General features: G+C 69.4%; 15 protein-coding genes and 2 pseudogenes. 8 read left to right on the top strand and 9 right to left on the bottom strand.

Annotation, left to right across the window (positions count from 1 at the left end; all coding sequences use genetic code 11):
* Positions 1–331 precede the first annotated feature (331 nt).
* Complete coding sequence (locus tag M2437_RS10315) at positions 332–550, bottom strand: hypothetical protein (protein WP_253387318.1); 219 nt, start codon at positions 548–550, stop codon at positions 332–334.
* 306 nt (positions 551–856) lie between these two features.
* On the opposite strand from M2437_RS10315, the gene M2437_RS10310 reads away from it, so the two are divergent.
* Positions 857–2,056: a tyrosine-type recombinase/integrase gene (locus tag M2437_RS10310; protein ID WP_253387317.1), complete on the top strand. Its 1,200-nt coding sequence runs from the start codon at positions 857–859 to the stop codon at positions 2,054–2,056.
* A gap of 409 nt (positions 2,057–2,465) precedes the next feature.
* Here M2437_RS10310 and M2437_RS10305 read toward each other — a convergent pair whose 3' ends face one another.
* The gene (locus M2437_RS10305) at positions 2,466–2,954 is read right to left on the bottom strand and encodes a hypothetical protein (RefSeq protein WP_253387316.1); all 489 of its coding nucleotides are present in this window, start codon (positions 2,952–2,954) and stop codon (positions 2,466–2,468) included.
* Between the two features lie 380 nt (positions 2,955–3,334).
* On the opposite strand from M2437_RS10305, the gene M2437_RS10300 reads away from it, so the two are divergent.
* The gene (locus M2437_RS10300; protein WP_253387315.1) at positions 3,335–3,625 is read left to right on the top strand and encodes a DUF6065 family protein; all 291 of its coding nucleotides are present in this window, start codon (positions 3,335–3,337) and stop codon (positions 3,623–3,625) included.
* A 750-nt stretch (positions 3,626–4,375) separates the two neighbouring features.
* On the opposite strand, the gene tuf is transcribed toward M2437_RS10300, so the two are convergent.
* From tuf to M2437_RS10275, 5 genes are all read right to left on the bottom strand, one after another.
* Positions 4,376–5,566 (bottom strand): elongation factor Tu, encoded by a 1,191-nt coding sequence (tuf, locus tag M2437_RS10295; RefSeq protein WP_012255488.1) that lies wholly within the window; start codon positions 5,564–5,566, stop codon positions 4,376–4,378.
* Between the two features lie 122 nt (positions 5,567–5,688).
* Positions 5,689–5,964 carry an RNA-binding S4 domain-containing protein gene (locus tag M2437_RS10290; protein ID WP_056117512.1) on the bottom strand — a complete coding sequence of 92 codons (276 nt, stop codon included), beginning with the start codon at positions 5,962–5,964 and terminating at the stop codon, positions 5,689–5,691.
* A gap of 76 nt (positions 5,965–6,040) precedes the next feature.
* On the bottom strand, positions 6,041–9,469 hold the full coding sequence (locus M2437_RS10285) for a helicase-related protein (protein WP_253387314.1): 3,429 nt from the start codon (positions 9,467–9,469) through the stop codon (positions 6,041–6,043).
* A gap of 189 nt (positions 9,470–9,658) precedes the next feature.
* Positions 9,659–10,003: a hypothetical protein gene (locus M2437_RS10280; RefSeq protein ID WP_253387313.1), complete on the bottom strand. Its 345-nt coding sequence runs from the start codon at positions 10,001–10,003 to the stop codon at positions 9,659–9,661.
* 218 nt (positions 10,004–10,221) lie between these two features.
* Complete coding sequence (locus tag M2437_RS10275; protein WP_042509030.1) at positions 10,222–11,118, bottom strand: DUF3108 domain-containing protein; 897 nt, start codon at positions 11,116–11,118, stop codon at positions 10,222–10,224.
* 265 nt (positions 11,119–11,383) lie between these two features.
* On the opposite strand from M2437_RS10275, the gene M2437_RS10270 reads away from it, so the two are divergent.
* The 3 genes and pseudogenes from M2437_RS10270 (at position 11,384) to M2437_RS10260 (ending at position 13,510) form a co-directional block, all read left to right on the top strand.
* Positions 11,384–11,929 (top strand): heme NO-binding domain-containing protein, encoded by a 546-nt coding sequence (locus M2437_RS10270; protein ID WP_056117503.1) that lies wholly within the window; start codon positions 11,384–11,386, stop codon positions 11,927–11,929.
* A 7-nt stretch (positions 11,930–11,936) separates the two neighbouring features.
* A pseudogene (locus tag M2437_RS10265) lies at positions 11,937–12,620 on the top strand (diguanylate cyclase domain-containing protein); the annotation flags it as partial.
* Positions 12,621–12,688: 68 nt separating this feature from the next.
* A complete protein-coding gene (locus tag M2437_RS10260) occupies positions 12,689–13,510 on the top strand; it encodes an EAL domain-containing protein (RefSeq protein ID WP_277570269.1) in 822 nt (273 codons plus the stop codon).
* A 14-nt stretch (positions 13,511–13,524) separates the two neighbouring features.
* On the opposite strand, the gene M2437_RS10255 is transcribed toward M2437_RS10260, so the two are convergent.
* Entirely contained in the window at positions 13,525–14,526 is a 1,002-nt protein-coding gene (locus tag M2437_RS10255) for a glucokinase (protein ID WP_015952601.1), read from the bottom strand.
* A 90-nt stretch (positions 14,527–14,616) separates the two neighbouring features.
* Positions 14,617–15,372, bottom strand: coding sequence for a trehalose-phosphatase (gene otsB, locus M2437_RS10250; RefSeq protein WP_076641945.1), 756 nt, complete (start codon positions 15,370–15,372; stop codon positions 14,617–14,619).
* An 86-nt stretch (positions 15,373–15,458) separates the two neighbouring features.
* On the opposite strand from otsB, the gene M2437_RS10245 reads away from it, so the two are divergent.
* The 3 genes and pseudogenes from M2437_RS10245 (at position 15,459) to M2437_RS10235 (ending at position 19,581) form a co-directional block, all read left to right on the top strand.
* Complete coding sequence (locus M2437_RS10245; protein WP_253387311.1) at positions 15,459–15,953, top strand: DUF427 domain-containing protein; 495 nt, start codon at positions 15,459–15,461, stop codon at positions 15,951–15,953.
* A gap of 260 nt (positions 15,954–16,213) precedes the next feature.
* On the top strand, positions 16,214–17,431 hold the full coding sequence (locus M2437_RS10240) for a serine hydrolase domain-containing protein (RefSeq protein WP_253387310.1): 1,218 nt from the start codon (positions 16,214–16,216) through the stop codon (positions 17,429–17,431).
* 170 nt (positions 17,432–17,601) lie between these two features.
* Positions 17,602–19,581 (top strand): annotated as a pseudogene (locus tag M2437_RS10235) (BCCT family transporter).
* The last annotated feature ends 338 nt before the right edge of the window (positions 19,582–19,919 follow it).

Raw genomic sequence — 19,919 nt, 5'->3', positions numbered from 1 at the left:
GGTCCCGCCCTGTCTTCATCCCGAGTATTTCCCGGAAATCCAAGTCTGCTGCGCTGTAGGAGCGCGCGCCCTTCGACCGAAGGGCGGAGTTCGTTGGCGACGCCATACTGTTCTCCCGATGGCCCGCCACACAAGCGGCCCTCACCCAACTATCTCGGGCGGCGGCCGAGCTTTTCTAGTCAGGCTTGCAGGATCGGCCCTCGTTCATCTCACGGCATTCCCACTCGGATGGATGCCGCCCTCATCGCCCAGGCTGAACAGGAGGGCGACCGTCATGGCTGACGCAACCAAGAGCCTCGCCGCCGAGATCGGGGCGGTGATCAACCTTTCCTCACTCGAGGCCGGTGATCGCCCGCACCTCGAAGCCCTCAGGGCCGAACGTGTTGGGAATGGTCGAGAGCCAGTCGACGGCCAGAATGCCGGCCATGAGCATCGCCACTCCGATCAGCACCGGGGTCAGCCGCTCAGCGTGAGCGCGCAGACTGTGGATCGCCATGCAGCCGAGCACGAAGCCGGCAGCTTGGTAGAGGCCGAGAGCGGGGTGGGCCATGGCACCGATCTCCGGACACATCGCGGGCGCGCACCCTACCGCGCGAGACACGCTTCGGTGAAGTCGTTCGCCGCCCCGCCCCCATCCACCAGCACCACCGCACGAGGAAGGGACCATGCCGGCTGAACTCGGAACGGCGGCCGATCTCGTCGCGGAGTTCGGCTTTACGGAGCGGCACTGGATCCGCATGGCGGCGGCCGGCCGTGTTCCTGGCGCTCGACAGCCGTTCGGACCCCGGTCATCGTGGGTTTTCGATATGCGTGCCGTGCGTCAGTGGTGGGATTCGGTGACGAGGGCAGTGCCGGAATGGCCGGGATCTATCTCCGTGGCAAAACGTGGTGGGGCCGGGTCCAGAAGGACGGCCAAGATCTCCGCCAGTCCCTCGAGACGCGATCTGAAAGCGTCGCGCGCAGCCGTCTTAAGGTCTGGCTCGACGAGCTAGAGGCACTGGCCTGGGGCGGGAAGCCCCGGCTCACGGTCAACGCGGTTATGGACGAGTTCCAGAAGGAGCACGGCCCTACCCTGCGCCCCAGCACGCTCCGGCGTTACGGCGTGTCGATCGACCACCTCGATGCATTCTTCGGCGACAAGCTGCTGCTCGCTCTGCGCCCGGCCGACCTGAAGGACTTCGAGTCCCACCGCCGGACCGCGGGCGCGTCGGCGCCGACCGTGCGGCGTGATTTGGCCTGCCTCTCAACGGTGTTCGGCTTCGCGATCGAGAAGGAATGGGCCGACCTTAACCCGGTGATTCCCTTCCTCCGGCAGCGGGCCAAGCGCGGGCTGCGCGAGAGCCCTCCCCGCACGCGCTATCTGACCCGGGCGGAGGAGGCGCGGCTGCTCGAAGGCGCCCTCCCCTACGTCGCCGACGCGGTCCTGTTCGCGATCTACACGGGACTGCGGCAGGAGGAGCAGTTCTCGTTGACATGGGAGCAGGTCGATCTCGCGCGCAAGCACGTCATGATCTCGGCCGAGACGGCGAAGGGCAAGCGCGAGCGGACGGTGATCCTGCTGCCCCCTGCCCTTGCGGTGCTGAAGCGGCTGCCGCGGCACCTCAAGAGCCCGTTCGTCTTCCACCACGGCGCGGCGACAACAACCCGCGGCGCCCGGCGCGTGACGGTCGCGCCGGTCCCGAGGAAGGACAACGACGGCGAGCGCTTCAACCACCTCGACCGTGGGCTCCGGAACGCGGCGAAACGGGCGAAGGTGCCGCTGCTGCGCTGGCACGATCTGAGGCGCACCCACGGTTGCCGCCTGCTGCAGGAGGAGAAGTGGACGCTGGAGATGGTGCGCGATCAGCTCGGGCACCGCAGCGTGGTCCAGACCGAGCGCTCCTACGCGTTCCTTGAAGTCGAGGACCGCAGGACGGCCGCACACGGGCCCGGCACAAATCTCGGCACAGCCCCCGCGCAGGAGATCGACAACGCGACGGGTGAGCCGATCACAGCACAAAAGCCGGCACAGGGGCGGCGGACTGATCTGGAAAAGATAAAGAAATCAATCGCGTAACACATGGGGCGGTTGGCTTTTGGTACCGCCATTCCCAGGTTCGAATCCTGGCGCCCCAGCCAAGCCTCTACAAAGTCGTTCAATGGTAACGACTTATATGCCGGACATCTCTTCCCGCACTCAGGCGTGACCGTCAGCACTCTGCCATGGCCGGACAAGGTGCGTCCTCTAGAAAAGGCGCGCTGGTTGTTCGGTCCCGGCATGGAGTGTGTCGGATTGAGCCTGATCCGGTTGGGCTGTTTTGCCCAGCTCGGGCAGACGAATTCGTAGAGCGTCCGGCCGCGCAGGGACTTGAGCCGGCGCCCGTATCTGTAGGCCTCCACGAACATCGCCGGTGATGGCGCACGCCCCGTGGCTGGCCTCGGGGTGCATGCGCTATCCTGCGCCCGTGAATCAGACCATCTCGGGTTCAGATCGAGCGACGGTGCGACGGCCGAACCCGATGCTGGCGTTCCGCGGAGGCGACCAGAGCCGCAGCAAGGCCGGCGGCCACCAGATCCTCGGCAAGCCCCCGCGCGAGGCCGAAGGGTGCGCCCGTGCCGGGGCCCCGCGCCGCGCGACCGAGCAGCGTGCCGGCGACGGCGCCCGCGACGCCAGCCAGCGCCCCGGCCTCGGGCGAGGCGTGGCGCCCGGCGAACATCCAGCCGCCGACTGCGCCGATCGCGAGCCGGACCGCGAACGAGGGAGGAATGCGCCGGTCGGGCGCGAACGGCATCTTGTCCCCGGCCATCTCGGCAAACGCCGCCGTGGTGGCGACAGTCCGCGCAACGGGGCCGGCGGGGATCGCTGCGCTCCGGGTCCGCCCGTGTGCGGCGGCCCAACTCAGCGCGGCGCAGGCCGACATGGTGCGCAACCCGGCCAAGAGCCCGATCCCGGCCGAGAGCCCATAGTCCTGCATCGCGCCTGCCCTCCGTCGGATGGAATGCCCATACCGAACGGGCAAGACGGCAGCGCCGGCCGGTGTTCCAACGGACATCACCGGACCTGCGCGGGCGCGCGCGGCCTTGTCGGAAATGTTGCGAAAGGCCGCAGGTGGCGTCGGGAGCCCTCGGTTCGGGCGAGCGTTGACCGGGGCCATCATGAATCGCGGTGGTCGAGCCCCCCGGCTCCCAGCCGCGAGCGCGCCGGCCGCTGCGTTCGCCCCGTTCGCCTGCGGCCGGCGCGTCCCCTCATCGCGGGCGCAGCTCATCTCGACCCACTGCGGGATCGGTCCGAGAATTGTGGCGCGGCCGGCATCAATTCTTGGGATTGAACGGGTGCTTCACGCGGCCCGGCATGGTGCGGTTCGCGAAGGGCGAATGCTTCTGCTTCATCGCGCCCGTTCCGTACGAAACGTTCGACGCGATCTGCCCGCGCATCAGAAGCTTCGACGACGACCCCGCGCTGAAGGTCGCCTACGAGGAATGGCGCAGTCGCCGCACGACCTCCCAGGCGCGCATCGCAGCGGGCGAACCGGACGCGGTCCGTGCGAGGCGGCAACGCGACCACATCGCCGAGTGCGATCCGGCTGACCGCGACGGACCGACATTCCACCGCACCAAGCGGAGCTTGCCCAAGCCCGTCCGTTAGGCGCTGGGCGGGGCCGATGTCGCTCCATGGAACATCGCAGCTTTCGTCGCGCCGCCGCGCCTGAAAACGGGTCCTCGCGCCGCCGCCGCGTTCGCCGCGCACATGCCCGGAACATGAGCATCGAGCGCGCGTTCTCTGCGCACTTCCTGAATAATCGCTCGCCAACAAGGCAACTCGATGCGCGACGTCAACAAGTCGAACGGCACGGCTATGCTTGCGACGTGGAAGCGTAGCGGTAGAACCGCCCCTGCGATGAGCAACGCTGGACTGGCAAAGTCGGCACCCATCACCACGACAAGTCACGCCCCCCACGGTCAGCAAGTCTCGCCGGCCAACCGGGTTTCTCGCACAAGCGATTTCGAGGGCTTCGGATCCTTCTCGAGCTGAGTGGCCGGATACGGGATCTCCGGGTTCGGCTGGTCCCTCCAAGAGGCCCACGGCGGGGCCGCCGACACCTGAAAGGTGCGATGCGGGAATCGCGATGGCGCTGAAGCGCTTCTTGCGGCTCACCCTGCTGTTTCGCCTGTGAGATCGGGCTCTCCCGGCAGACGGGGCGGTGCGATGGTCGCCGCGACGCTCGAATAACCCGTGCCGCCGATCAACAGGCCTTTAAGGGCGACGTGACCATCGCCAGCGTCCCCGAAGCCGACGGCATGCATGAAAAAAGGCCGGCTTGGCGCCGGCCCTTTTTATTTCGTCCGATTGAGTTGGGCGCATGAGTGAGACTCATGCGCCCAACTCCGAAAAAAATCAGTCGTTGATGGCGGCGACGACGCCGGCACCGACGGTGCGACCACCCTCGCGGATGGCGAAGCGCAGCTTCTCTTCCATGGCCACCGGCACGATCAGCACCACGTCCATGGTCACGTTGTCGCCCGGCATCACCATCTCGGTGCCCTCGGGCAGCGTGCACACGCCGGTCACGTCCGTCGTGCGGAAGTAGAACTGCGGGCGGTAGTTGGTGAAGAACGGCGTGTGGCGGCCGCCCTCTTCCTTCGTCAGGATGTAGGCCTCGGCCTTGAACTTCGAGTGCGGCTTGACCGAACCTGGCTTGCACACGACCTGGCCGCGCTCCACGTCCTCGCGCTTCGTGCCGCGCAGCAGCACGCCGACGTTGTCGCCCGCCTGGCCCTGGTCGAGCAGCTTGCGGAACATCTCGACGCCAGTCACCGTCGTCGTCGTCGTCGGGCGGATGCCGACGATCTCAACCGACTCACCGACCTTGACGATGCCGCGCTCGACGCGACCCGTCACCACCGTGCCGCGGCCCGAGATCGAGAACACGTCCTCGATCGGCATCAGGAACGGCATGTCGATCGGACGCTCCGGCTGCGGGATGTACTCGTCCACGGTCGCCATCAGCGCCAGAACGGCTTCCTTGCCGATCTTGGGCTCCTTGTCCTCGAGCGCCATCAGGGCCGAGCCCTTGGTGATCGGGATGTCGTCGCCGGGGAAGTCGTACTTGGAGAGGAGCTCGCGCACCTCCAGCTCGACCAGCTCCAGGAGCTCCTCGTCATCGACCATGTCGACCTTGTTGAGGAACACCACCAGCGCCGGCACGCCGACCTGACGGGCGAGCAGGATGTGCTCGCGGGTCTGCGGCATCGGGCCGTCGGCGGCGGACACGACCAGGATCGCGCCGTCCATCTGGGCGGCACCGGTGATCATGTTCTTCACGTAGTCGGCGTGGCCGGGGCAGTCGACGTGCGCGTAGTGGCGGTTGGTCGTCTCGTACTCGACGTGGGCGGTCGAGATCGTGATGCCGCGCGCCTTCTCTTCCGGCGCCTTGTCGATCTGGTCGTAGGCCGTGAAGGTCGCCCCGCCCGACTCCGCCAGAACCTTCGTGATCGCCGCCGTCAGCGACGTCTTGCCGTGATCCACGTGCCCGATCGTGCCGATGTTGCAGTGCGGCTTGGTACGGGAGAACTTTTCCTTGGCCATCGTGCAATCCTACCGCGGGACCGGCCATAAACCGGGCGTAAAGGCGCGGACCGATTAGAGGCTTGTGCGACGATGATCAAGCGGCAGGTTTGCCGGCAGGGCGGATCGCGCCGAATGAGGGGTCAGGACGCCGCCTCGCCGACCGGCTCGTAGAGCCGCTGCGCCTCCGGGGCGCCGCCGCGGCGCTCGCCGAGATCGAGCACCCGCACCAGCATCGTGCCGTGGGGGGCGGCGACGGTGAGCACGTCGCCGCAATGAATGGCCTTGGCCGGCGCGTCGGCACGGGTGCCGTTCACGCGGACATGCCCGTCGCTCACCAGCCGGGCCGCCATCGAGCGGGTCCGCGCGAAGCGCGCGAACCACAGCCATTTGTCGAGGCGCTGGCGCCCCGCGCTCATCCGGCGATCACGATTGCCGGAGCCGTCACGGCGCCCGCTCTCCGGAAAGCCGGCAACCGCTTGTCGCGCGGACGCGTCAGCGCTTGCCCCCGTCCGACTCGAGCTTCGCCTTCAGCGCGGCGAGCGCCGCGAAGGGCGAATCGGGATCGGGCTGGCGCTCGCGGCGCGGCGGGCGCTGCTCGGGGTTGGGGCGGCGGTTCTCGTCGCGGCGGTCGGGGCGGTTGCGGCCGCCCTGATGCTCGCGGCGAGGGCCGCCCTCGCCCTGGCCATCCCGGCGGCTGTCGCCCCTGCCGTCGGCACGGGCCGGACGTCCGCCTTCCGGACGGTCCTCGCGGGGACGGCGCGGGCCGTCGTTACGCCGACCATCCTGGCGGCCGTCCTGTCTGCCCTCTTGCCTTCCGTCCTGGCGCCCCTCCGGCCGTCCCTGGCCGCGGCCGGGCCGCGGACCGGTGTGACGCTGCGGACGGTGCAGATGCCAGACCTCGACGCTCTCGGGCGCAGCCGGCTCAGCGGCGGCGGTATCCGCCTCCGTGGAGGGCTCATCGGCCGGAATCGCCGAATCGGCTGCGTCCACCGCCTCGACCTCTCCGGTCGCCGCAGCCGCCTGCGCGGCGTCGGCGGTCTCGGCCGGCATCGGCGCGGCGGCTTCGGGAGCGGCGTCCGCCGTCTCGGCCTCGTCCGGTGCCGTTTCCTCGATCGGGGCAACGGCTTCGACCGGTGCGGCGGCCGCCTCTTCCGCGGCAGGCTCGGCTTCGGCGGCGACCGTCTCGGCTTCGCTCCCGGCCTCGGACGTCGCCTCGGAAGCCGTCGTCTCGTCGCTCGGCTCGGCCGTGGTACCGACGTCGGTCGCGTCCTGCGACGGGGCCTGAGCCGTCTCCTCGGCTGACGTCTGTTCGCCCGATGTCGCCTCGGTCGCCGTCGCCTCGTCGGCTGTCGCCTCGTTGGCTGTCTCTTCGCCCGCCGTCTCCTGCGGTGCGGCCTCGGCGGTGCGCGCGGCGGGGACGGTCGGTGCCGCCGCGACCAGGGGCACCGTGATGGCCGGGCCCGGACGGTTCTGCGCGACGTAGCCCAGCGACTTCAGGATCGAGGCGAAATCCTCGCCCGAGCAGCCGACGAGCGAGGTCATGTTCACGGTGGCCACGAAGCCGTCGCCGTCCGCAGTGCCGGCCGGCGGCTCGCCCGGGGTCGTGCCGGGGCGGTAGGCGATGGCCGGGCGGATCAGGTCGGCGAGCCGCTCCAGGATATCGACACGCACCGCCCGCTCGCCACAGACCCGGAAGCCGGCGGCGCGGTAGAGGCCCTTGGCGATGTTCTGATCGACCTTGATCGAGGTGCGGCCGGAACTGGCCAGATGCGCGATCTCGTCGAGGCCGGGCTGGTCGAGGCCGCCGTTTTTCAGCGCCCAGAGCTGGGCGGCGAGCGTGCGCGGGGCGGGCTTCAGCAACGCGGGCAGGAAGATATGGTAGGCGCCGAAGCGCACGCCGTGACGGCGCAGATTCGCGCGCCCGTCCTGATCGAGGGTGCGCATCTCATGCGCCACCTTGGCCCGCTCCAGCACGCCGAGCGCCTCGACCACCTGGTAGCCGATGCCGCGGGCGAGTCCGGTGAGGTCGGCCGCCGTCTCGATCTCCATCAGCGGGCCGAGCAGGCGCACGACGTGGGCGCGCAGCCATGCGGCCAACCGCGTCTCGACCTTCTCGCGCGCGGCGCCGGACAGGCTGTCGTCGGCGATGAGGCGGATGCCGGGCTCGAACAGCTTGTCGCCCGGCGTCAGCTTGGCGACGGGATCGCCGGTCCAGCGGATGATGCCGTCATGCGAGAGCACCAGCGAGGCATCGGCGGCCGAGGCGAAGCGGTCGGCCCGCGCCTCGATCTCGCCGGCCAGCGCCTTGTCGGCGGCAGAGCGCAGGGTCTTGGCTTCGTGTCCCTCGGCTTGCGGGTCGGGCACGAATTGGAAGCCGTGAAGACGGCCCACATGTTGACCCTCGACGGTGACGTCACCGCCGGAGGTGATTTCGGCTTCCAGCATCGTCTTCTCTCTCAAGCGCCGCATCAGGACGCTGGTGCGCCTATCGACGAAGCGGCTCGCGAGGCGCTCGTGCAGGGCGTCGGACAATCTGTCCTCTACCCGACGCGTCTCGCCCTGCCAATGCAGAGGATCGAGCAACCAGTCAGGCCTGTTTGCCACGAAGGTCCAGGTCCGCCCTTGCGCGATACGCTGGGACAGGGCGTCGATGTCGCCGTCGGTGCGGTCGATCATCGCCACGTGGCGGGCGAACCAGTCGTTGGGGATGCGTCCCGCCATGCCGCGCATCAGGAAGCGGTAGAGCTGGGCCACGAGGTCGGCATGGGTCTGCGGGTGGACCTTGCGATAGTCCGGCACGCCGCAGGTGTCCCAGAGGCGGCGCACCGCCGCGGGGCCCTTGGCCATGTCGCGGATGTCGTCCTCGCGCATCAGGATCTCAAGCGCCTGCTGGTCCTCGCCCATCGGCGCACGGGTGAGGCCCTGCTCATGCGGATGCTCGTCGAGGCTCGCCTGCAGCCGTTCCAGCGAGGCGAATTCGAGGTCCGGGTTGCGCCATTGCAGCATGCGCACGGGTTCGAAGTCGTGCGTCTCCAGCGCCTCGACCATCTCCGGCTCGAAGGGCGGGCAGCGCCCGGTCGAACCGAACGTGCCGTCGGCGATATGGCGCCCGGCGCGTCCGGCGATCTGGCCCATCTCGGCCGGGGACAGCTTGCGGAAGCGGGTGCCGTCGTATTTCCAGTTCGCGGCGAAGGCGACGTGATCGACGTCGAGGTTGAGCCCCATGCCGACCGCGTCGGTGGCGACGAGGTAATCGACGTCGCCCGATTGATAGAGTTCGACCTGGGCGTTGCGGGTGCGGGGCGAGAGCGCGCCGAGCACCACCGCCGCGCCGCCGCGCTGGCGCCGGATCAGCTCGGCGATGGCGTAGACCTCCTCGGCCGAGAAGGCGACGATCGCCGTGCGGTGCGGCAGCCGCGAGATCTTTTTTTCGCCCGCGAAGGTCAGGCTCGAGAGACGCGGGCGCGTCGTCGTCTGCACGCCGGGGATCAGCGCCTGCACCAGCGGCAGCATGGTCGAGGAGCCGATCAGCAGCGTCTCCTCGCGGCCCCGCCGGTAGAGCAGGCGATCGGTGAAGACGTGGCCGCGGTCCATGTCGGCGGCGAGCTGGATCTCGTCGATCGCGACGAAGGCGACGTCGAGATCGCGCGGCATCGCCTCGATGGTGCAGATCCAGTAGCGCGGCCGGTCCGGCTTGATCTTCTCCTCGCCGGTGATGAGGGCGACGTTCTCGGACCCGACCTTGGCGACCACGCGCAGGTAGACCTCGCGGGCCAGGAGCCTGAGGGGCAGGCCGATCATGCCGGTCGGATGCAGCAGCATCCGCTCGATGGCCATGTGCGTCTTGCCCGTGTTGGTCGGGCCGAGCACCGCCGTGACCCCGCGCGCGCGGGCCTCGCGGTGAAGGGTGCGGAGCGTCATGCGGGGGCGGCGATCCCTACGGCGCTGAGGGCCGTCGGCGGAGCGGAGGGCAGCCGGGCGCTGGGCCCTGCATCGGAAGTCGGCCGCTCGAGCGCTGTCCCAGATGCCTGATCCGGGACGGTGCTCGAGGCTCTTGCTTTTGCATCATCTTTTTTCCGAAAGCCGGCAACCACCTTTCGGGACGATGCTCTAGCGGTACGGGGCGACCCGCGGCGACCGTCCCTCATATGGGATGCCGGGGCCCTCCCCGCCAGCCGGGGCGCCGACGCTCGGATAGGCGTAGATGTCGATCCGGGGTTGCGGCTGCTGCGGCGTGAGGTCCGTGCAGAGGGTGTCGGGCATCGCCGTGAGCGGGCCGCGGCGCGGCGGGCGGTGCTCGATCACCTGGGCGCTGGAGAACGCGTCGGGGCCGCAATCCGGCCCGGTCGTGAGGGGGCCGTCGGCCTGAGCGGCGCCGGAAACAATGAGCGGTAGGACGAGGCAGACGCTCCGCAGAGCGTTCCTGCGGGTCGAAGCGTTTGCGAACCGACGCATGGTTGAGCCTCCTAACCGCATCGGAGCTTCTTCGATCTTCGCTCGGTCCCGCCCGACCCCCTCATTCTGAGGTGCCGACGCGTCGCGGCGGCCTCGAAGGATCTTTCCAGGGACCGCGCGGGACCTGGAGGATTCCTTCGAGGCCCGCTGACGCGGGCACCTCAGGATGAGGGCGCGTCGCGGATGACCGGGTCGAGCGGGATTGCGATTCGCAAAATCTACTGCTGAGACAGGCTCGCATCGGCGACGGCGCCCGGCTGGGCTTCGCCGCCGTTGGCGGTCGCGGTGCCGGTCCGCGTCCAGCGGGTCGCCTCGATGATGTTGGTGCCGAGCGTGGTGCGCACGGCGATCCGCAGCGGCACCAGCACCCGCGTTCCCTCGACGGGCGCGAGCCAGACCGACATGTCGCGGTTGTCTTCCATGAACTTCACCCCCGGCCGGTCGGGCCGGTGGCCGGCGATGGCGACGTAGCGGGCGTTGCAGACCAGCACCGGCCCGCTATAGCCGGGCTTTTCCACCTGCCGGGTCTCGCCGTAGCTCAGGACCACGTTGAAGCGGGTGGCGCCGTCGAAGACGGGCAGCGTGCGGTTGCAGTTCTCGGGATCGGTGAGGTCGGCGCGGGCGCGGGCCGGCATCATCAGCGCGCTCGCGGGATCGATCACGCCGCGCTTGGCCGCGGCGGTGACCGGCACCCGGTCGCCGGTATCGAGCAGCGGCGGGGTCACCTCGGCCTGGGTGACATTGCCGTTGGCCAGCGCCATGCGCACGGCGATGCCCGAACTGCTGGTGCGGGTGGCGATCGAGAAGGCGCTCGGTAGCGGCGCCGCGGCGATGCTGCCCGAGGAGCGGGCCGAGCCCTGGCCGCCGGTGACGGCGCCGACGAGACCCGTCAGAACCGCCGAGACATCCATGCGGTAGCGCGCGCCCTCGAAGGCGCCGGTGAGCTGGGCGTTGCCGATCGGGATACCGGCGAGGTTGACGCTGTAATCGACGGCGACGCCCGCGGGGGCCGCCTTGGCCCTGTGGGCCCGCGGCGCGGCCTGCGTCCCGGCCGGAAGGGCGAGCGCCCCGGCGAGGAGAAGGAGGTGGGCGCGAAGGATGGGCTTGGCGCGCATGGTCTGGACTCTGGGCGGCTCCACGCTCCCGCGCCGCTCGGGACGAGACGGCTGGGACAAGGAAGCTTAGCGCCTGCCATGGTTAACAGACCGTTCGGGCGATGCCAGGGGGCTTTCGGGCGACGATGCTCCCCGGGCGTGCCGACGCACGCTCTACGAGCGCCATGACACCTGCCTGAAAGCAACCGGCCTTTGTATAAAATTTAATGCAATCGTAATGCCTGTAGGCGAGCGTCTTATCATAGATCAGGCGCGGTGGGTTCGTATGAAGGGCGTCGTTTTTACGGAGTTCTTGGACTTCGTGTCCGGGGCGCTCGGTTCCGACGTCGCCGACGACATCATTGATGACGCGGACGTCCCGAACGGCGGGGCTTACACGGCGGTCGGGACCTATCCGTATACCGAGATGCAGGCCCTGGTGACCGCCCTGTCGCGCCGCACCGGCAAGCCCGTGCCCGACCTGCTGACGCTGTTCGGCCGCCATCTCTGCCGACGGTTTGCGGTGCGCTATCCCGAGTTCTTCACGGTCCAGACATCGCTGTTCGACTTCCTGGAAAGCGTCGACGCCTACATCCACCGCGAGGTCCACAAGCTGTACCCCGACGCCGAACTGCCGGTGTTCCGCCTCACCCGCTACGGCTCGGATGCGATCGATCTCGATTACGAGAGCTGCCGGCCCCTCGAAGCGCTGGCCGAGGGCATGATCCACGGCGCGGCCGATCACTTCCGCCAGCCCGTCGCCATCGCCAAGCTGAGGGTCGAGCACCCGGCCGGCCCCTTCGTGCGCTTCTCCATCAAGCACGCGGCCTGACGCCGTGATGCCGGAACCGGACGAAGGCCCGACGGTCACGGCAAGCCCGGAACGCGACGAGCGCATCCGGCGCCTGGAGCGGCGCGTCGCCCGCGAGCGCAGCGCCCGCGCCGAGGCCGAGTCCCTCCTCGAAGCCAAGTCCCGCGAACTCTACGCCCTCAACCAGCAACTCTCCCGCTTCGCCGCGGATCTGGAACTGCGGGTGGACGAACGCACGCGCGAACTGGCCCTGGCGCGCGAGCGCGCAGTGGCGCTGGCCCTGGCGCGCGAGCGCGCAGTGGCGCTGGCCGAGCGCGACCAACTCACCGGTTTGGCCAACCGCACCCGCTTCGCCCGCGTCCTCGGCGCCGCCGTCGGCCGGGCGGGCCGCGGGACGGGCAACGAACGCTTCGCCCTGCTCCTGCTCGACCTCGATCGTTTCAAGGAGATCAACGACAGCCTGGGCCATGAGGCCGGAGACGTGTTCCTCCAGCATGTCGCCCGCCGCCTGAGAGGGACCGTCGGCCAAGGGGCGGTGACGGCGCGCCTGGGTGGCGACGAATTCGCGGCCATCGTTCCGCTCGGCCCTCGCAGCGATCTCGCCCGTCTCGGCGAGGCCGTGGTGGCGGAGATCCGCCGACCGGTCGCCCATCGCGGGCGGATGCTGGAGGCCTCCGCCTCGCTCGGCATCGCCGTCTTCCCCGACGATGCCGCGACAGGCAGCGACCTTCAGCGCTTCGCCGACATCGCCCTCTACCGCTCGAAGGCGACCCGCGCCGCTTGGACCCGGTTCGACCCGCGCATGGGCCGGGAGATCGAGGAGCGGCAGGCCCTGGGGCCGATCTCGGCGCGGCAATCCGCTCCGGCGCGATCGAGCCATGGTTCCAGCCGATCGTCGACGGGGTCACCCGCCGTCCCGTCGGGGCCGAGGCGCTGGCGCGATGGGTTCATCCGCAGCTCGGCTTCCTCGCCCCGGCCGCCTTCCTCGGTCTCGCCGAAGAGCGCGGGCTGATGCGCGACCTGTTCGCAGGGATGATGCGCCGCGCCTGCCCGCCGGCGCGGGACTGGGTCCGGGCGGGGGCGATCCGCACCCTGTCGGTGAACCTCTCGCCGAGCCAGTTCAAGCTCGGCTCGGTCGCCGACGACGTCATCGCGCTTCTCGCCGAACTCGACTTCCCGCCCGAGGCGCTGACCGTCGAGATCACCGAGGAGGTGCTGCTGAACGATCTCGATCGCGCCCGGGTGCAGTTGGAGCGGCTCGCCGCCCACGGCGTGCGGATCGCGCTCGACGATTTCGGGGTCGGCTACTCCAACATCGGCTATCTCCGCCGACTGCCGATCCAGACGCTGAAGCTCGACCGGCTGCTCACCGTGGACGTGGCGCAGGAGCACGAGGCCCGCTGCATCCTCGGCGCGATCGTCCAGATCGCCCGCGCCCTCGACCTGCGATTGGTGGCGGAGGGGGTGGAAGATCCAGGCCAAGCCCTCTGGCTTAGCCATCTCGGCTGCCGCCACCTCCAGGGCTACCTGTTCGGCCGGCCGATGCCGGCGGAGGCCTTCGCCGGCTATCTCGGCTTTGACGGGGCGCGGCGCATCGCCTGAGGTGCTGCCGCGCCTTACTTCTGCGGTGTCCAGGCATGCCCGTGATAGACGAAGCGCTCGCTCTCGCTCGCCAGGGCCGCGAGGCCGCTGAAGGCGGGGTCCTTCACGGTGATGACGCTGGTGGGGATGATGCGCATCTGCTCGGCGAAGGGCGCCTTGCGCTCGAAGGCCTCGCGGAACGCGCCCTCCCGCAGGACGGAGACGATCCGTGGGGCGATGCCGCCGCCGATATAGACGCCGCCGGTGGCAAGGAAGGTCAGCGCCAGATCCCCGCATACCCGGCCGAGCAGCTTGCTGAACAGCGCGAGCGCGGCGTGTGCATGCGGATCCTCGCCCGAGAGGCCGCTGCTCGTGATCTCGGCCGGGTCGCACAGGGAGCCGTCGCCGCCCGCCCGCACCGCGCGGATCGCCGCGCAGATCCGGGCGAGACCGGGACCGGAGAGCAGCGTCTCCACCGTGACCCGTCCCTCGACGCGCTCGACCGCCGGCCAGATCTCGAACTCCTCCGCGTCGGTCGGCCCGAGATCGGTGTGGCCGGCCTCCGTCGAGACGATGGCGAGGCGGTCCTCGTAGGGGATCAGGGCGGCGGCGCCGAAGCCGGTGCCCGGCCCGAGCACGAGGCGCGGCCCGCTTGCGTCACCGCGACTTGGGCCGATCGGCGTGAGGTCGTCGGGCGCGATGCCGGCTGCGCCCGCGGCGACCGGCACGTAATCGTTGACGAGGGCGACCCGCGCGAGCCCGAAATCGCGGGCGATCGCGGCGGCGTCCACTAGCCAGTCCGCGTTGGTGAGCTGGACCGCCGGCGCATCGACCCGGCCCGCGATCGCCAGGATCGCCGAGCGCGGCGCGGGCCCGCCGCCCTGCGCCAGGGAGGCCCGGATCGCCGCGCTCGGATCGGGATGGCCGTGCGTCGCCTCGCGCGAGAGGAGACGGGGCGGCGCCCCCCGCGTTTCGATCAGGCCGAAGCGGGCGTTGGTCCCGCCGATATCGCCGATCAGCACCGGGAATTCGAACATCCGCCTCTGGCCTCTCGTGGTGCTTTGCCGCGACCTTAACAGAGGGTGCGTCGGCCGTTCGGCAAGCCGTGAACGAAGCGGTGAACGATGTCAGGCGGCGGGCAGCGTGTCCGGGTCGATCGGCGCGCCCTCGGCCCAGGCGCTGATCAGCGCGCGCACATCCGCGGGCGTGGCGATGCGGCGGCCGGCCACGGTCTCTCCGTCGCCGATGCGCACGCTAATGCCGCCATCCTCGTTGACGGAGGCGAAGGCGATCTCGTCGGTGCGGTCGTCGCCGAGGAAGATCGCGCGCCGGCCGGCATAGGGGGCGGCCTCCAGGAAGGCGCGGATCGCGTGGCCCTTGGTGGCGTCGGCCGGCACGATCTCGCCGACCGCCTTGCCGAGCTGAAGCCGGTAGGCGGAGCCGAGATCGGCCGCCACCGCCTTCACGATGGTCTCGGCCGCCTGCGCGTCACCCGGCGTGGCGAGTCGCCAATGCACGGCGACCGAGGCGCCCTTGTCCTCGATCAGCACGGATTCATAGCGGGCGGTCTCCGCGTGCAGCCGCTCGACGCCCGCGCGCAGGTCCGGATGATCCTCCGGCCGTCCGCCGCTCAAGGTGCCGTCCACTCGGCGCTCGACGCCGTGCAGCCCGGCCACGTCGAACCGGGCGGGGCTCAGGAAATCGTCGATCACCGCGACCGGCCGTCCGGTGACGATGGCGAGCGCGCCGCCGAGCCGTTCGCGCAACCGCTCAAGCGCGGGCACGAGGGTGGGATCGACCTGCACCGCGTCGGGGCGCGGGGCGATCTCGACCAGGGTGCCGTCGAAATCGAGGAACAGGGCGTAGTCTGCGGTCTCGCTCACGGCGTCGTCCTTCTCTCGAGCTGCCCATGCGCTAGCATGAGGGGCGGTTGCGACAAACCGCTGATGCGACACCAACGGAGGCGCCCGTGCGGCCCATCCCCGTCCGCCCCGGCCCGGGGCAGGAAAGCGTCTGGGACTATCCCCGCCCGCCCCGGCTGGAGCCGGTGCCGGAGCGGCTGACCGTCATCCTCGGCGGCCGGACCATCGCCACGACCACGGCCGGCTTCCGGGTGCTGGAGACGAGCCACCCGCCAACCTACTACGTCCCGCCCGAGGATATCGCGGAGGGGGTGCTCGGACCTCCGCGCCGGGCCGGAATCTGCGAGTGGAAAGGCAGGGCCGTGCTGTTCGACGTGACGGGCGGCGGAGAACGGGCACCGGGGGCGGCCTGGGCCTATCCCGACCCGCCGCCGGGCTTCCGGCCCATCGCCGGCTACGTCGCCTTCTATGCCGGGCCGATGGATGCCTGCCTCGTCGGCGACGTGCGAGCCGAGCCGCAGCCCGGCGGCTTCTATGGCGGCTGGATCACGCCGGGGCTCGTCGGCCCGTTCAAGGGCGGGCCCGGCACGATGGGCTGGTGACGGTTTTCGGGCTAGCGCCCAGGGCAATCGCTTGAAAGCGATCACCCTGATTTTTTCCTGGCCTCAGTCGCCGGCACCCGCCGCTGCGGATCAGTCTCGGTTCCTTGGGCTTCCGCTCCGCTCGACGCTTTCCGAGGCTCACGCCTCGAAAAGCTCGCTCCGCGCGGGGCTCTTGCGGCTTCGACCGATCGCCCAGGGGCTGGCGCCCCTCCGTGCGAGGCCGCTACACGGGCCTCGGACACGAACGCGAGGAGCCGCGCATGCAGGTTGAGACCGATCCCCGAGACGTCGGCCTCTGTCCCGACCGCCTCGAACGGATCGATGCCTGGATGCGGGGCTACGTCGAGAGCGGGCGGCTGGCCGGTCTCTCGGTGAGCGTGCTTCGGGGTGGCCAGACCGCCTTCTTCCGCGCCCACGGCCATGCCGACCTCGCGCGGGACAGGCCGTTCACTTCCGACACCATCACCCGCATCTACTCGATGACGAAGCCGCTGACCTCGCTCGCGGTGCTGATGCTCTACGAGGAGGGCCGCTTCCAGCTCGACGATCCGGTCTCACGCTTCCTGCCCGAATTCGCGGAGATGCGAGTAATGACCGGCGGAAACCGGGCCAAGCTCGAGACCGAGCCGGCGCTCCGCGCCATCACGATCCGCGACCTCCTCACGCATACCAGCGGGCTGACCTACGGCTTCATGGAGGCGACGCTCGTCGACGCGCTCTACCGCCAGAACGAGATCGACTTCCAGACCTCGACCCTGCCGCTCGGCGACCTCGTGGCCAAGCTCGCGGCGCAACCGCTGCTGGCCCAGCCGGGGGTGGAGTGGAACTACTCGGTCGCCACCGACGTGCTCGGCCATCTCGTGGCGGTGGTGTCGGGGATCGACTTCGCCGAGTTCATGTGTGCGCGCATCCTGCACCCGCTCGGCATGGACGACACCGACTTCTTCGTGCCGGAAGAGAAGCAGGCGCGCTTTGCGGCGAACTACTCCTTCGACCGCGCGGGCAAGCTGCGCCTCTACGACGACAGCGTCGGCAGCCGCTTCCTGGCGCCGCCGCCGCTGGCCTCGGGCGGGGGCGGGCTCGTCTCCACGGCCGTCGACTACCTGCGCTTCTGCCGGATGATCCTGAATCTCGGCGAACTCGACGGCGTGCGGCTTCTCGGGCGCAAGACCGTCGAGCTCATGTTGATGAACCACCTGCCCGGCGATCTCGCCGCGATGGGCCAGCCGCGCTTCGCCGAATCGTCCTATGCCGGCATCGGCTTCGGTCTCGGGGTTTCGGTGATGCTCGATCCGGCCCGTGCTCAGATCCTCGGTACGCCGGGGGAGGTGTCCTGGGGCGGGGTGGCGAGCACCTCGTTCTGGATCGATCCGGACGAGGACATGGCGGTGCTGCTGCTCACCCAGCTCGTCCCCTCCTCCGCCCTGCCCCTGCGCCGCGAATTGCGGGTGCTGACCTACGCCGCGATCGAGAGCTGAGGTTCTTCACCGTTCCGGACGGGTCTCGGGAACGGAAGCGCGGCCATTAACATATGTCGATGAGCCTTTTCTCGGCATCGGGGCGGATCGCGTTCGCTCCGATGCCGTGAGCCTGTCTGCATCCGCCGCGACCGGATCGTTCGAAGACACCAAGGGAAGCCCGAGCGGACATGAACGATCTCAACGACCGGAGACCTCTCGGTCGACGCGGCCCGAGGATGCAGGTCAACCCGCCGGTCTTCTTCACCTCGGCCGGGCTGACGCTCGCCTTCGCCGGTCTCAGCGCGCTGTTTCCCGCACAGGCCAAGTCGATCTTCGACAGCCTGCAAGCCACGATCGTGCACGAATTCGGCTGGTTCTACATCGCCGTCGTCGCCGGCTTTCTCGGCTTCGCGATCTTCCTGATGCTGAGCCGGTACGGCGACGTGAAGCTGGGGCCGGACGACAGCGAGCCCGACTACAGCTACCTGTCGTGGTTCGCGATGCTGTTCAGCGCCGGCATGGGCATCGGCCTGATCTTCTTCGGTGTGGCCGAGCCGCTTCAGCACTACGCCACGCCCCCCGTGGGCGAGGGCAAGACCATCGAGGCCGCGCAGCGGGCGATGGTGCTGACCTTCTTCCACTGGGGCGTGCATGCCTGGGCGATCTACATCGTCGTGGGGCTGGCGCTGGCCTATTTCGCGTTCCGTCGCGGGCTGCCGCTGACGGTGCGCTCGGCCCTCCATCCCCTCATCGGCGACCGGATCAACGGTCCGATCGGGCACGCGATCGACATTTTCGCGGTGCTCGGCGCGATCTTCGGCGTCGCGACCTCGCTCGGGCTCGGCGTGCTTCAGGTCAATGCCGGTTTCACCCACCTGTTCGGCGTTCCGAACAACACCTTCGTGCAGATCATCCTGATCGCCGCCATCACCGGCTGCGCCACGCTCTCGGTCGCCTCGGGGCTCGACAAGGGCGTGAAGGTCCTGTCCGAACTGAACATCATCCTGGCCGTTGTGCTGCTCGCCTTCGTGCTGATCACCGGCTCGACGGTGTTCCTGCTCCAGGCCTTCGTTCAGAATCTCGGCGCCTATCTCGGGGCGGTGGTCGAGCGCACGCTCCAGACCTACGCCTACAAGCCCAATGAATGGCTCGGCAGTTGGACGCTGTTCTACTGGGGCTGGTAGATCGCGTGGTCGCCCTTCGTCGGCATGTTCATCGCCCGGATCTCGCGCGGTCGCACCATCCGTGAATTCGTCACCGGCGTGCTGCTGGTGCCGGTGCTGTTCACCTTCTTCTGGATGACCGTGTTCGGCAACACCGCCATCGAGATGGACCGGGCCGGCGCGGTGCCGCTCGCGCAGATCGTCAAGGACAACATGCCGGTCGCCCTGTTCGAGATGCTCGGGCACCTGCCGTTCGGCATGATCGCCTCGGGACTGGCGACGCTGCTGGTGATCTTCTTCTTCGTTACCTCGGCGGATTCCGGAGCGCTGGTGATCGACATGATCACCTCGGGCGCGGCCGACAACCCGCCGCTCTGGCAGCGGGTGTTCTGGGCGGTCAGCAGCGGCGCCATCGCTGCCGTGCTACTCGTGGCGGGCGGGCTTGAGGCGCTCCAGACGGCCGCTATCGCCAGCGCCCTGCCCTTCTCCATCGTGATGATCTTCATCTGCTACGGCCTGCTCCGGGCCCTCCAATTGGAGGGGCGTGCCGGCGGCCTCGACCTGTCCTCGGCCGCCGCCGGGCCGTCGGGGGGCCTGTCCTGGCAAGACCGGCTGGCGGCGATCACCCACTCCTACCGCAGGGAAGACCTCAAGACCTTCCTCGACGAGACGGTCGCGCCCGCCCTCGAAGCGGTGGCCGGGCAGATGCGCGAGAGCGGCTTGTCGCCCGAGGTCGTGCGGTCGGCCGAGCGCATCGATCTGATCGTTCCCTACGGAGACCGCGGCGCCTTCCGCTACGGCATCCGCGTGCGCGGATTGCGGAATCCGAGCTTCGCCTGGGCCGAGAATCCGTCGAAGTCATCGGATGAGCGCCATTATCGCGCCCTCGTCCAGACCTCCGAGGGCGACCGCCCGCACGACGTCACCGGCTACGGCCGGGATCGGGTGATCGACGATCTCCTGAAGCGCTACGCCCAGTTCCGGGCGGTCCGGGGCGCTGCCTGAACTGATTGCGTCGGATAGGCCGAGGCCGGGTTGCCGGTCTCGGCCGGCATCGCTGCGAGGCGCTTCAAGCGCATCGGGAGCGCGGCGGCGTTCGCCGCGCCGGCTTCCGTCCGCAAACCCTGTCGCGCCGTCATCGCAGGCGGCGCTACAGACCTCGGCGATCGTCGCTGCGTGCTGCCGAAGTGATGGATACCCCATCGACGCACAGACACGGACCGCGTGCCCGAGACGGCAGCGGGAGGGCCTAAGCATCCCGCATCTTACGTCCGCGACGATCGCGGAAATACCGCTTTACGTTGTTCCGAACACCTCTAACCCGATGGCTTCGAAGAAAATTT

It is taken from the genome of Methylorubrum pseudosasae, from assembly GCF_029504475.1.
Taxonomy (GTDB): domain Bacteria; phylum Pseudomonadota; class Alphaproteobacteria; order Rhizobiales; family Beijerinckiaceae; genus Methylobacterium; species Methylobacterium extorquens.
The sequence above is the reverse complement of the archived record's forward strand: the minus strand, read 5'-3'. Positions and strand labels throughout refer to the sequence as shown.